This window comes from Mesorhizobium sp. WSM4836 (genome assembly GCF_055811815.1).
This window is the reverse complement of sequence record NZ_JBVVQF010000038.1, coordinates 1-12,557: the sequence shown is the minus strand read 5'-3', so window position 1 is coordinate 12,557 and position 12,557 is coordinate 1. Positions and strand designations below refer to the sequence as shown.

At 59.8% G+C, this 12,557-nt stretch carries 8 protein-coding genes and 4 pseudogenes; 7 read left to right on the top strand and 5 right to left on the bottom strand.

Annotation, left to right across the window (positions count from 1 at the left end):
* The 5 genes and pseudogenes from AC0L2P_RS29615 to AC0L2P_RS29595 form a co-directional block, all read left to right on the top strand.
* Positions 1 to 1,508, top strand: a pseudogene (locus AC0L2P_RS29615) (DUF5801 repeats-in-toxin domain-containing protein); the annotation flags it as partial.
* Positions 1,509 to 1,677: 169 nt separating this feature from the next.
* Positions 1,678 to 3,417, top strand: a complete 1,740-nt coding sequence (locus AC0L2P_RS29610) for a type I secretion system permease/ATPase (protein WP_473506464.1) — start codon at positions 1,678 to 1,680, stop codon at positions 3,415 to 3,417.
* Positions 3,414 to 4,763 (top strand): HlyD family type I secretion periplasmic adaptor subunit, encoded by a 1,350-nt coding sequence (locus AC0L2P_RS29605; protein ID WP_473506462.1) that lies wholly within the window; start codon positions 3,414 to 3,416, stop codon positions 4,761 to 4,763. The genes AC0L2P_RS29610 and AC0L2P_RS29605 overlap by 4 nt, the downstream gene beginning before the upstream one ends.
* A 193-nt stretch (positions 4,764 to 4,956) precedes the next feature.
* Positions 4,957 to 5,751, top strand: coding sequence for an alpha/beta fold hydrolase (locus AC0L2P_RS29600; protein WP_473506460.1), 795 nt, complete (start codon positions 4,957 to 4,959; stop codon positions 5,749 to 5,751).
* Between the two features lie 337 nt (positions 5,752 to 6,088).
* The gene (locus AC0L2P_RS29595; RefSeq protein ID WP_473506458.1) at positions 6,089 to 6,340 is read left to right on the top strand and encodes a hypothetical protein; all 252 of its coding nucleotides are present in this window, start codon (positions 6,089 to 6,091) and stop codon (positions 6,338 to 6,340) included.
* Positions 6,341 to 7,219: 879 nt separating this feature from the next.
* On the opposite strand, the gene AC0L2P_RS29590 is transcribed toward AC0L2P_RS29595, so the two are convergent.
* Positions 7,220 to 7,390 carry a hypothetical protein gene (locus tag AC0L2P_RS29590; protein ID WP_473506512.1) on the bottom strand — a complete coding sequence of 57 codons (171 nt, stop codon included), beginning with the start codon at positions 7,388 to 7,390 and terminating at the stop codon, positions 7,220 to 7,222.
* An 18-nt stretch (positions 7,391 to 7,408) separates the two neighbouring features.
* On the opposite strand from AC0L2P_RS29590, the gene AC0L2P_RS29585 reads away from it, so the two are divergent.
* Positions 7,409 to 7,831 (top strand): hypothetical protein, encoded by a 423-nt coding sequence (locus tag AC0L2P_RS29585; RefSeq protein ID WP_473506518.1) that lies wholly within the window; start codon positions 7,409 to 7,411, stop codon positions 7,829 to 7,831.
* Between the two features lie 935 nt (positions 7,832 to 8,766).
* Here AC0L2P_RS29585 and AC0L2P_RS29580 read toward each other — a convergent pair.
* The 4 genes and pseudogenes from AC0L2P_RS29580 to AC0L2P_RS29565 all read right to left on the bottom strand — a co-directional run.
* Positions 8,767 to 9,015: pseudogene (locus AC0L2P_RS29580) on the bottom strand (AAA family ATPase); the annotation flags it as partial.
* Positions 9,012 to 10,272 (bottom strand): annotated as a pseudogene (locus tag AC0L2P_RS29575) (metallophosphoesterase family protein). The pseudogenes AC0L2P_RS29580 and AC0L2P_RS29575, both read right to left, overlap by 4 nt.
* A 192-nt stretch (positions 10,273 to 10,464) precedes the next feature.
* Positions 10,465 to 10,695, bottom strand: a pseudogene (locus AC0L2P_RS29570) (BrnA antitoxin family protein); the annotation flags it as partial.
* 342 nt (positions 10,696 to 11,037) lie between these two features.
* Positions 11,038 to 11,253 carry a helix-turn-helix domain-containing protein gene (locus tag AC0L2P_RS29565; protein WP_473506510.1) on the bottom strand — a complete coding sequence of 72 codons (216 nt, stop codon included), beginning with the start codon at positions 11,251 to 11,253 and terminating at the stop codon, positions 11,038 to 11,040.
* Positions 11,254 to 11,696: 443 nt separating this feature from the next.
* Between AC0L2P_RS29565 and AC0L2P_RS29560 the strand changes: the two genes are divergently transcribed.
* Positions 11,697 to 11,915, top strand: a complete 219-nt coding sequence (locus AC0L2P_RS29560; protein WP_473506456.1) for a DUF6074 family protein — start codon at positions 11,697 to 11,699, stop codon at positions 11,913 to 11,915.
* Positions 11,916 to 12,557 lie beyond the last annotated feature (642 nt).

The following is a 12,557-nucleotide window of genomic DNA, read 5'->3' as shown; positions in this document are numbered from 1 at the left end:
CCGACGGCGACGGCGACACCGCAACCAACTCGACCGGCATCGGCGATGCCGTCCAGTTCCAGGACGACGGGCCGACGATCGTTGACCAAGATCTGAGCACAGCCGGAATCCAAGGTTTCGACGGCGATCCCGCCACGGTAGGTATCCAGCACGAAACCTTGCACAACATCGTGAACACCCCGGCTACCGGCCTCTTCTCCTTCGACATCGGCGCCGACAATCACTTGACGGCGTTCTACACGGCGGGTGGTTCGGACTTTGGCGATTCTGACGGCAACTCCGGCAACGGTGTTCAACGGCTGACACTGGTCGGGACGGTCGACAATGCCGCCAACCCGAACATCACCGACATTTCGACGTCTCTCACCTCGGAGGACACCGCTTCCGCAGTGTTCGCCTTCTCCTTCCACTACGACAAGGACCCGATCACGGCGGGCGTCCAGGACGCGACGGCGGGCGGCACGTTAACTTTCTTCAAGACGGGGCCGAACGCCGGCACCTACTCTATCGCCCTGAACGACGTGGTTGACGGGTTCAGCTTCAACGTCTTCCACTCCTCGGAGTTGACGGCGAAAGCACCCGCTGGCAACACCGGTCACCCCGAACTCGTGGTGACGCAGTTGGACGCCAACAACGGCACGACGGACACTGACGGGTTCTACGTGCAGTTCACGGCGAACTCGAACCCCGCGGGCTCTCCCTTCGGCTTCAACGCGACGGGCGACGGCGCACCGATCGCCGGTGACACCACGTTCGACAACAATCAGTTCGTCACCAGCGCTTTCGAGGATTGGGTCTCCGCCACGCAGTCGACCAACGGCGTGGCCGGTGACACGATCCAGAAGGGCGAACTGCTCACCCTCCGGTTCTTCAACGAGAACATCCTCGGGGACGTGAACCCCAACGCCGATGGTGGTGGTACCGAGAAGATCGTGCCCACTGACAAGGTGGACGCTATCGCCATCAAGTTCGACGGCATCGGGAACGCCGAGAACCTCATCGTGGTTCTTGACCTGATCGATGACAAGGGTACGGCGTCCATCCTCGACGACGTCCACACGACGCGGTCGATCGTCGTGGATAACGCGGACTTCTACAAGGGCAACACGATACCTTCGCCCTACAACACGGAGTTCACGCTCGACCACAACGACGCACTTCTGATTATCGAGAAGGGTGACTACAACAACGCCGCCGCCGGTGAGAACTTCTCGATCCAGGGGATGCAGATCATGCAGTCCAGCAACGGGCTGACAGGTTCCGGTATCGACCTGACCAAGGCGACCGACGACCCCAACACCATCGGAATCGAGGGCGCCAGCCCGGTAACCGGCCCGCTGCAATCGTGGGGGGCCGTGGACAACGACGTCCTCAAGATCACGGATATCGGATTCATCCAGGCGACTTCGGGGCAGATTGGCGCAAACCTCGACTTCGCCGTCAACGTCCAGGACGGCGATCTGGACACGACCGGCGTCCAGCACCTGCTGGTCGACGTCGTCGCCTGACACTGTCGGGAGGCGGTTCACACCGCCTCCCATTCCTCTTTGACAATCGCACACCCTGCCTAAAACCGGCTCAAATCAAAGGCGTCTAGCGCACAAACCAAGGCGTCAACCCGCACACAGGGCAGATATCATGATGAAACCGCCACGTCCCTCTGCCCTACAGGCGGTGATGAAAGAGGTCAAGCGCGCTGTCAAGCCGCTTATCTGGTTCAGCGCCGGCATCAACATTCTGATGCTGACCGGCGCGTTCTACATGCTCCAGGTTTACCACCGCGTGTTGGGCAGCCACAGCTTGGAGACGTTGGTAGCACTGTCGCTGATGGCGGCAACGGCAATCGCTACAATGGCGGCATTGGAGGTAGTGCGCGCGCGTCTTCTGGCTAATGTCGGGACGTGGTTGAACGCCCGGTTGGCACCGGTTTTGCTGACCGCATCGGTTGAATACGCCGCCTCGACACCCGGTCAGATCACCGCCCGCGCGTTGCGTGACCTCGACCAGGTGCGGAATTTCTTCACCAGCCCGAGCATCTACCCGATCCTCGACGCGCCCTGGGCACCGATCTTCTTAGGAGCTATCTTCCTCATGCACCCTTGGTTGGGCTGGCTGGCAACCTGCGGCGGTATCGTGCTGTTCGCGTTGGCGTTGCTCACCGAGTATCTGACCCGCAAGCCGCTGGCGGAAGCCGCAATCGCCCAAACGCGGGCTTACATGCAGGCCGAGCAAACCATCCGCAACGCCGAGGTCGTCCAGGCCATGGGCATGTTGAATCCCCTGCTCGAGAGCTGGAAGGCCCAGCAGGACGAGGCAAACAGCGGACAATCTCGCGCCAGTAACCGATCCAGCGTCATCTCGGCGTTCGCGCGCTCTTTCCGGCTGGCCCTGCAGATGGCCGTTCTCGGCCTCGGCGCTTATCTGGTGCTGAAAAACGAGGCTTCACCCGGTATCATGATCGCCGCCGCAATCCTGATGGGTCGCGCATTGGCCCCGGTTGAACAGGCGATCGGCACGTGGAAGGCGACGATCGGCGCACGGGCTGCTTACAAGCGTCTCGTTGCAATGGCCGGTCAGCGACCGGAGGCCACACCGGCCCTGCCGTTGCCGCGCCCGAAGGGTAAGTTTGAGGCCGAGAACATTATGCTCGCCAGACAGGGCGGCGAACCGATCCTGCGAGGAATCAGCTTCCAACTAAAGCCCGGTGAAGCGATGGCGTTGGTCGGCCCGAGCGCGGCCGGCAAGACGAGCCTGGCGCGAGTGTTGGCCGGTACTTGGCGTCCGACCGGTGGTCGCGCATTGCTTGACGGAATGAGTGTCATTGAATGGGCGGCTGAGGACCGGGGTCGACACGTCGGTTACCTGCCACAGGATATCGAGCTCTTCGCCGGCACCGTCTCCGAGAACATCGCTCGTTTTGCGTCGCTCAACCCCGCGGTTTTCAACAATGTGGTCAAGGCCGCGCAGTTGGCGGGAGTCCACGAACTGATCAAGGGATTGCCGAACGGCTACGCCACCGAGATCGGTCAAGGTGGCGCGGCGCTGTCCGGTGGGCAACGCCAGCGCATCGGGCTGGCGCGAGCGCTCTACGGCGACCCAGCATTCCTTATCCTCGACGAGCCGAACTCCAATCTCGACCACGAGGGCGAGCAAGCACTGGCCACAGTCATCGGTGGGCTCAAAGAGGCAGGTACGACCCTGATCTTGATCTCGCACCGGCCAAGCATTTTGGAAAAGGTTGACAAGGTGTTGGTGCTTAACCACGGCGCACAAGACCTATTTGGTCCACGTGACTATGTCTTTAACGAGCTCGCCAACCGCGCCCGCAAGGTGGCCCAGATGCCAAAGGCAGCCCAGCTGCCCACCATCGAAGTGGTCAAAGAGGCCAACGAAGTCAAAGAGGTCAAAGGAGCATGAGCCGTTCCCCAGAATTGAACGTCGTGCCGTTCCCCGTCCCGCCACCCTCGTTGCTGCAACCGGTACCCCTGCGTCTCACGGGCGTGAAGTGCACCGGGTTCGCGGTCATGTTGCTGTTCTTCGGCGTGGCCGGGGGTTGGGCGGCGCTGGCGCCATTGGACAGCGCCGCAGTGGCACCGGGCATAGTCAAAGTGTCAGGCGATCGCAAGCTTATCCAGCACCTCGAGGGCGGTATCATCGCAGAGCTGCACGCAGCCAACGGTGACATCGTCAAGGCGGGCAAGGTACTCGTCCGGCTCGACAACACACAGGCAAAGGCGCAGCTCGACCTGCTCCAGAACCGGATCGCAACGCGGGAGGCGCTGGCCGCGCGACTAAGGGCCGAGCGTGACGGCAAGGCCGAGATCGAGTTTGATCCGCAGTTGCTGGCCAACCCGTCCACCGCCGCCAAGGAGGCGATCGCCGCACAGCGTGACGTGTTCGCGGCGAAGCACCACAATTTGGAGGACGAGCGGGAAATCCTCGGCCAGCGCCGTCACCAGGCCGAGGAAGAGATAACCGGTCTGCAGGGCCTTATCGTCGCCGAGGACAAGCAGATCGAGGCGATCGAAGGTGAAACCAAGGACCTTGAGGGTCTGCTCGAGAAGGGGCTGACCACCCGCGAGCGGAACCTGTTGCTCAGACGACAACAGCGGGTGGTCGAAGGGGAGCGCGCTACCAACGTCGCGGCAATTGCTCGTGCCAGAAGCGCGATGGCCGAAATCGACATGCAAATCTTGAATCTCAACACAGTAAGACTGAACGAAGCCGTCGAGGAGTTGAGCAAGGTCGAGGCGGAGTTGTTCGACCTCAGACAGCAGGAGCGTTCCGCCAAGGACGTGCTTACCCGTACCAACGTCGTCGCACCGGTTGACGGCATCGTCATGGACCTGAAGGTCCACACCGCGGGCGGTGTCGTGAAACCCGGTGAGACATTGATGACAGTCGTGCCGCTCGGCCAGCAACTCCTGGTCGAGGCCATGGTCAGACCTGAAGACGTCGAGACAATCGCCCCCGGTCAAGTCGCGCGCGTCAGTTTCCCGGTCTTCGCCCGCTACAACCTGCCGCCGCTCGACGGCGTCGTGGATACCGTGTCGGCCGACCGCCTGACGGAGGAGCGCACCAACACTCCGTACTTCGCCGCTACCGTGTTGATCAACCAAAGCGAGCTCGCCAAGTTGGAGGGCCGCAAGCTGCTGCCCGGCATGTCGAGCGAGGCCCAGATCCGCACGGGCAGCCGCACCCTACTCGCCTACCTCGCCGAGCCGGTCACGCAAAACTTCCGCCGAGCCATGCGGGAAAAATAGTCGCACATGTCTTCTCACTATTTCTCAGCGAGGAGCGCGTCCCAAAGATAATTGCTCGTATTCGTCACCGTTACGCATCCGTTGAGGGTCTACGTATTTTCTACCGTGAGACGCTGCCGGAGCAGGCGAGTAGTGCACCGCCCATGTTGCTGCTACACGGCTCCCCTCGGCATCCCACCAGTTCCGCCGGTTGATGGACGCCCTTGGCGGGCTGGTTGCTCCCGACTATCCCGGTTTTGGCTACAGCGATGTGCCCGCGCCAGCGAGCATCGGGGGCACATTCAGCTACAGCTTTGATCGTCTAACCGACGTTGCGGAAGGCTTTGCCGAACAGATCGGGTTGCGTCGCTTTGTCATGTACGTCTTCGACTTCGGCGCGCCGATCGGATTTCGTCTGGCGACCAGACACCCCGACCGGGTTGCGGGCGTGGTCGTGCAGAACGGCAATGCCTACGAAGAAGGCTTATCGGAAGACGCCCGCGCCTTCATTGCCCTTCGCCCTCAAGAGGAACAGGCCGAGGCCAAAATACGGGAGTTGCTCACGCTCTCGGGAACCCGTTTCCAGTATGAGAGTGGGGCCGCTGACCCGCAACATATCGCGCCTGACGGCTGGACCCTTGATCAGCACTTTCTTGATCTGCCCGGCCGCAAACAGCCGCAGCTAGACATGGCTTTCGACTACAAGAACAACGTTAAGTTCTACCCGATTTGGCACGCGTGGCTCCGCCAGCAAAAGCCGCCGACATGGGGGCGTCGGGACCCGTTTTTTACTGAGGCTAGAGCACACGCCTTTTTGCGTGACTTGCCCGACCGAGCTACACCTGTTCGATACCGGTCATTTTGCACTCGAGGAGAAACTGCCCGAGATCGCGCCGCTCACGGCTGCCTTTCTGGATCGCGTTCGCAGTTGAGCCTCCTGAAATCGCCCAGCGACGGCCAGTACTTTTCTGATGGAATTGCGCCGCTGTTCTCAGCGAGAGAGCGCTAACTGTTCCCCACGACGATAGTCTGGTCGTTGAGAATTAATCGACAGGGAAACTGTTTTATCAGTTGCAGCGGGTAACCAGGAACTCCACTAATTGTCTCGGAGATGGTTTCTTGAGCTAACTCCCCGTTGCGTGCGCGCCGCGCTTGGCTGGGGTGCGCTGGCGTGCCGCTACAGCCGGCTACCGTAACCGCGCTCGATTCCATGCTCGCTTCGGAACGTCGGCACCACTCAAACGAATGGCAACTATCTGTCTGAATGCGATTAGGGTTCACTTCGCGGAGACCCACACATCCGTCGAGTGGGGGGACAAAGTAACTTCCCCTTTAAAGGCGTCGAGATGCCAAAAGCACCGAAAAGTCAGTTCCTTAGACCTAAAGATCGAGCGATCTGCCAGCGGGTTGTCGACCAGATAACCGCCGACGCCAAATCGTACAGCACGTCGGTAGACAGCCAGATTCTGGCCTCGACCACGCTGTCTCTCTTTCAATCCGGGGTCGTCAATGAAGTGAATTTGCTGGCACATGTTCGCGCGCGCCGCCATGACTTCACGAAGCAGACCGGCACTGCTTCGCAGCATTCACCACTTTAATTCCTCGGTAGCCCTCCCCCGCTGTTTCCTCGCTGTACTATCAGGGGGAGGCATCGCCGACGAGCGGCCGAAAATTTGGATAAGCCCTCTAAGCCGAACCCTCAAAAAGTTCAAAAGCCTAAGATTGCGCCCGTCCCCTTTCCCATCACAGACGCAAGTGTCTGCCCTTGAGCATCAGGACATCCGGATCATTTCCTCGTGTTCATCGGCTTCGTAAGCGGCCCGCGCCTCCAGGTCGATTCCCCGGAGATTTGTCCCGCCCATCTGCCAGGGCAGATGCGGCGTTTGCCAACATGCAAAACAGTCAGCCGAACAATGACTTGCAACCGCTTCGGTAAAAAACACTGTGAATTGCACGGCTTATTGATTCAGCCTATTGCGAACGCTCGACTGCAAATGTTGGCGCGTCACTCGCCGGCCTGAAGGAATTCGGCCGACGGCAGAAGGAAGACGCTCGGCCAAGATGGCGACTATTTATTTGACAGTGGGGGGTTAAGAAAATGAGTGCTGCTGAGTTCATCGACGAGGTTCTAACCCCGCTTGGCGGCGGGCTTGGCGTCCTGCTGGCTTGTCGGTTTTCATCGCGATTTCGTGCACAGGTTAAGCCGGGGCGGGAGTATGTGGTGGCAGCAATCGTTGTGCTAATTCTGGGAGCCATCAAATGGCTCTTTTAGGAGTGGCCGTTTCCTAAGCCCTCGCTGATTGAACCTGCAAGCCAGCGGCGTTGAGCCGCTGGGCTATCTCGCCGATGTCCTCACCAGGATCGTCAACGGCCACCCTAACATCTCCTGCCCGAGCTCAAGGCCGTCCCATTGCGCTGAACCGCAAGAATGCGCTCTTCACCGGCTCCGACGATGGTGCTTCATACTGCTCATCCCGTCATGCTGTTGAAAGATCGAGTAAATTTGGCTGGCGCTCGTCGGGTGGCGGCCGTCGTGAGCGGCGTAAGTCGGCCTGCCGGCGTATCTCCTCTCGCTCAAGGTCGGCGTGTCGAATGATCCAGGGTGTGCCTTTGCAATGTTGCTCTGTCGGGAGAGCGCCCTCGGTGATGAGACGGCGGATGGTCGATTGGCTGAGGGTCAGGGCTGCGGCCGCCTCATCGAGCGTAACCTCTCCGCGTTCGACGCGCTCGCCGTCACGATAGACGGCGATGTCATGTTGATGGCGCAGGGAGCAGATACGCCCCCGTGTCCAGCTCTTGCCATACCCGGTCGTCTTACCGGATCGGTTGAGTACCGCGGCGATCGTTTCATCAGGCATCTGGCGAGCCAGGGCGCGAACCAAGTCGACCACTTCCGCGTCGGCAGTCCACCGCGTCTGGCCGGCGCGCTTCCGCTTCACCATCAGACGGGTATGATCACCGGCCTGCCAGTGGATGATCAGCTCCAGGTTATCGCCGACGACATCGACGAGGATCTCCGCGATGACCGTGCGGATGATCTTCTTGCGCGTCTCTGGAGTGGTGCCGGGGCTCTCCCAATCAAGTCCTGACCGAGCGCTATGAGCCGCTCGCGGTCGGCCTCGGTCAGCGCCGGCACCTTGTCGGAATTGAGCTGATCCATCTCGAGTTCAAGATCACGAACTGCAGTCGCGGGCCGCCGGAACAGTGGGTGGAACGGATAGGCGACCTCTACCTCATGCCCTAGAATCCGGGCATCATGAGGTCCCGTCGGACGGCGGCGCCGAACGCTGGGCCGTTGTCGCTGAGAGCGTGTAGCGGATAAACGCCTACGTGTTCTACACAAGGGGATGCCGTCACTCGTACTTCGTTCGCATGTTTCGATTACATTAGATTTTACTAAAATATTACCAGCCAAGCGAGCGCCCCCCGAAGGCTCGCTGGTCAGGCCCAGCGGCCTCCCCCCTAACCCAAGCTGCTGGGCCGCCCTTTAGACCGAAGCGCTTCTTGATCCCTTGGTCGCGTGAGACCGATCCGCTCGCCCTGTGCGACAGCTCAAGCCCGCTACACCCATAACTTATGGGCAGCACAGATCGCGCAAGTGCTGACCAGGAGGTTTAAGGGCAGAACTCTTGAAAACATACGCACCTGGAACTGTACACGCCTACATTGCTGGACGGCATGGCATCGTTCCGGCAAAGCTGCGAATCGCGGGGCCACAGGCAATCCGCAGGTCGGCGGGTTCAGGCAATGCTCATTGAAAGATGGGCCGCCGACTTTTCTTTTTTGGCTTTAAAGCGGGTTGTCGCTCTCAATTGTCGCCTCAAGTTATTCTTTCGCGAGCTTCCCGCCCGGCACAAGGTAATAGACTATCGTCTCGTCATTGAAGCAGACGGTCCTTGTCTCGATCTGCCCGCAGTCGACGCGTATTTCACTCCGAATCCAGCAATAGCAACGTCCTGTCGAGGATACCCGGTCATGTCGATCGGCAACGACCTTCCTTGCCGACGTCTGCCCCGCAGCTACGCTCGGTTCCGGCCAGTTCGAGCACCCCGCCGATACGCATCGCGCTATATTCGTGCAGGAAATTGTAGCGGCTGCGTTCCTCAATACCGAACAGCAGGTCCAGGTAACCGGAAAGGGCGGTCGACTTGCCGGCCTCGTTCAGCCCGAACACAATATGGAAGTCGGGACCGGCCTGAGGCCTTGGGCCGAAGTCGATCGTCCCGTCAGTGAACTTTCCATAACGAATGAGGTCAAGGCGCCGGAGCCTCATTGCGCCCCACCTGCCTTGAGGCGAGCCGTGACCAGGTCGGCACCACTGGCAAGCACCCTGTCGAGGAACAGTTCCAGCCCAGCTTCGTCCTTTCCGGCGAAATCGCGCCCGTCCGGCGGCAGATCAGCGATCATCTTCTGGACAAGCGCCCTCGCCTCGGCGCGGAAGGCCTCTGACGTGGCATCGGCATGCATGGACTCGGCGAGTTCGAAAATCGGATCAGCGATGCCGTCGGGTGTTTCCGCGCTCTGTGGAGCGAGGTCAAGCTCAAGCTTTTCGACCCATGTGTCGCCCGTCTGCTCCGCCGCCTGCTCGGCTTCGGCCAGCAGCAAGTCCCTGTCGCGGATCAGCGCCCATGACAAAGGCGTCGCCCCCATCAGGCCAAGACGGACCACAGCATGCCGGGACCTGACGGAAGCCCGCATATCTTCGAGGGCGGATCGGACGCGGCCGACGATCTCGGACCATTCCACAGTGCCGGTCAGATCGATGCTCACCCGCTCGAACTGCGCGACACTGGTCAGTCTTTCCTCGATCTCGACGGACCGGTCATCTCGTATCATGACCAGAGTGACGGATTTCTCTCCTGCCTCGTTGATGTCCCTGCCCTGCGGCATTCCCGGCATGACCACCGTTTTCGCTCCAGGATGGACTTGACGCGCGTGGATGTGCCCAAGCGCCCAATAATCAAAACCATGGCCGTGCAAATCAGCAACGCTGCAGGGGGCGTAGACGTCGTGGCCGGGTGATCCAGCAAGGCTGGTATGCATGATGCCCACATTGGCCGCCCCTTCCCGCGGCGCTGAATACTTGGGTAGTAGGGTTTCCGGCGCCTTGGGATTCGCGAAGCTCAATCCGTGGAACATAACGTCCAGCCCCGCCGGCTGTTTGGAGTACGGACTGGGGACGACCGCCGAAGATCGTCACAGTGTCGGGAAACACGAGCTGTTTCGATATCCGCGATAAGGCGTCGTGATTGCCGCGGATTTTGAAAACCCTGATACCGGCCTGGTGGAGGCGGGCCAATTGCGAGGCAAGGAACCGGGCGGTTTTCATCGAAGTCTGATCGCCATCGTAGAGATCCCCAGCAATCACCAGGGCGTCGACATGCTCCGCAAGGCAAAGGTCGATGATGGAGACAAATGCCTGACGACTGGCGTCTCCGACGAGTTCGGCAAGATCAGGGTTTCGCAGCGCCAGCGAACGCAGCGGCGAGTCGAGGTGAATGTCGGCCGTGTGTACGAATCGAAATGCTATTCGGGTCTCCGCCCACGGAGCATAGAGGGGTTCGGCCGCGGCTCGATGCAAAAATTCCAGGATACGCGCTGTTGGTTGTCCAGAACGTGCGCGATCGCTTACGCTTTACGCTTCCGTTTCAACTCCATCTGCGTCGCCGCTATCGGCGCCGTGCCGATCAGTAGTCGTTTGATCGTTCGCCATCCGCATTGGACGGTTTTTGGAGATAGCGCGCCGCAAGGTGTCGTTTATCCGATCCTGCCAGCCCGGCCCATCTTCCTGGAAATGGTCCAGCACGGCCCTATCGATCCTGATCGAGACAAGCTCTCTGACATTTGGAGCAGCCGCCGTTTCGCGAACCGGCACCGCCGGCTTCTTGATCGGCTTGAAGGCGGCTTCGGCGGCTGCCATCGGATTTGTGGGTCGGCGTGGAGGATTTGCCATTTTATGATCCTGACTGGTCATAATGCTTGTCGAGCGGGACTGTGCGAATGCGCAACCATAAACCATGTGCCACAGGCCACCGAACGTGGGACAAAAAAGAAAACGGCCGGACGACAGGCGGGCAAGATAGGCAAACGTGACTTTGGGGGCCGGTCAACGGCCCGCAGTCCTTTGGGCCTATTCTCGGCCGACCATCTCGGTGTGGCAATCAAGCATATCGGCAGCACCCTCCAACATTCCATTCATCTGGTCGGAAGCGCATGGTTCAATGCTTCGACTATCAGTCGCAGATTACACTCACAAGAAAGCGGATATTCGACTCACTTGCGGATTACCCGCTGATCACGCAGCGTCCAATATGTCCGACTCCGCCTCAAGAATTCCCACAGGTAGGGACAGCGATCTCGCGATCCGAACCCGATAGCCCTTGTTGTACCTCAGACCCGACTCGATGTTTTGGATTTCCTCAGCGGCTAGCCCGCACGCCACCGCCAGGTCCTCAACCGAATACCCAAGGTGCTCCCGATAAGCGCGGATGATGTGGGTCCCCTCTGACATAGCCGTCAAGACTGTCTCGGGAATGCACGAATCCTTCATAGACACCTCCAGTCCTTCATAGACACCTCCAGAAAGAACAGGACGCCCGCTACAATCGGGAGATTTCCTCCCGACCTGGCGCTCCCAGCAAATCAAATAAATGAGCGTCGATTCGGCCGGATCGGCCTCGTCATGGAATGGGCCACCTGAAATCGGCAGAGCCAGATCGGAATATGGCGGTTTGCCCGGTTCTGATCAAGTCCAAGAGCCCGCCTGCACAAACCACTCCCTGCGCGATCCCTAGCGGCTCATCATCGCCGAACTCGAACTCGCCCATGCCGCGGCGACCTGTGGCTGTATGCGGCGCCGTCCACCGAGCCTGACTACTGTTCAAAAAAGCGCTGTTAACCAAATTTTCTGACCGGCCAATGCTTATTCGGGAGACTGGAGGCGCGAGGTGGTTGATGAGCAATTCAAACGTAAGGGCGTTTCCGCTGCATCGGCGGCGGAAACTGGTCGAAGGTATCGCCCGGGTCCTGGACTCCAAGAACGGGGAGGACGCGAATGCCTTCTGGCGCAGCATCGCCAAGACAATTCTCGTTCAACTGTCCGAATCAGGAATTGCACCCGGGCTCGCCGAACAGGAAGTTGGACGCTTCTTCATGCTGTTTTATCCGACATAGCCACCCGCAGTGCTGCGAAACTTGGGCGGTAGCATCGGCTCCCGACGAAGGATTGCCGCGTGGAGACACCCCGGGGCTCCGCAAGCGTAGCACCACTGCATCCCGTCAAATGCAAGATTTCTCAATGCGGATAAAAGATCGCCGCGTTCGTCCATCATGCGCAATGTGCTCTCGGGTTCGATAAGGTTCCGCATCGACGATACCGCGGGCGGTCATCGATCAAATCGGGCTAGGCGATGCGGAAATCCGCATTCATGAAAGGCCGACGGTTCTGCTCCACCCAGCTCTTCCACGAGCGGAACCCGCAAAAACAATGAGCCGGAATGTTCGAGTTCCGCACTGCCCTTTTATGCGACTTTCGAGGCACAAACCATGAACATTGCGGCCGCGTGGTTATTGATTTCCAATCGCCACTTAGTCGGCTTGCATGTTCCGGAATGACCGCATTGGGGCCGCAATCGGACCGGCAACTTCGGGCTGCGAGCACACAAGAGCGGACATTCCGGTTTGACGTGACCATCGTCGTGATTTTACCACGAGTGCCATTCGGCAGAGTTGAGCGAACGTGACCTGCCACTGAATTTTCATCCGGCTGCAGTTAGAGCCTCGGCGGGTTTTACGCCGTATGGCGCGGGTTGAGCA

Coding starts and splice junctions, on each gene's coding strand:
- AC0L2P_RS29560 (WP_473506456.1), top strand. CDS start 11,697: ATGAGCAATTCAAACGTAAGGGCGTTTCCGCTGCATCGGCGGCGGAAA.
- AC0L2P_RS29610 (WP_473506464.1), top strand. CDS start 1,678: ATGAAAGAGGTCAAGCGCGCTGTCAAGCCGCTTATCTGGTTCAGCGCC.
- AC0L2P_RS29600 (WP_473506460.1), top strand. CDS start 4,957: ATGGACGCCCTTGGCGGGCTGGTTGCTCCCGACTATCCCGGTTTTGGC.
- AC0L2P_RS29595 (WP_473506458.1), top strand. CDS start 6,089: ATGCCAAAAGCACCGAAAAGTCAGTTCCTTAGACCTAAAGATCGAGCG.
- AC0L2P_RS29565 (WP_473506510.1), bottom strand. CDS start 11,253: ATGTCAGAGGGGACCCACATCATCCGCGCTTATCGGGAGCACCTTGGG.
- AC0L2P_RS29605 (WP_473506462.1), top strand. CDS start 3,414: ATGAGCCGTTCCCCAGAATTGAACGTCGTGCCGTTCCCCGTCCCGCCA.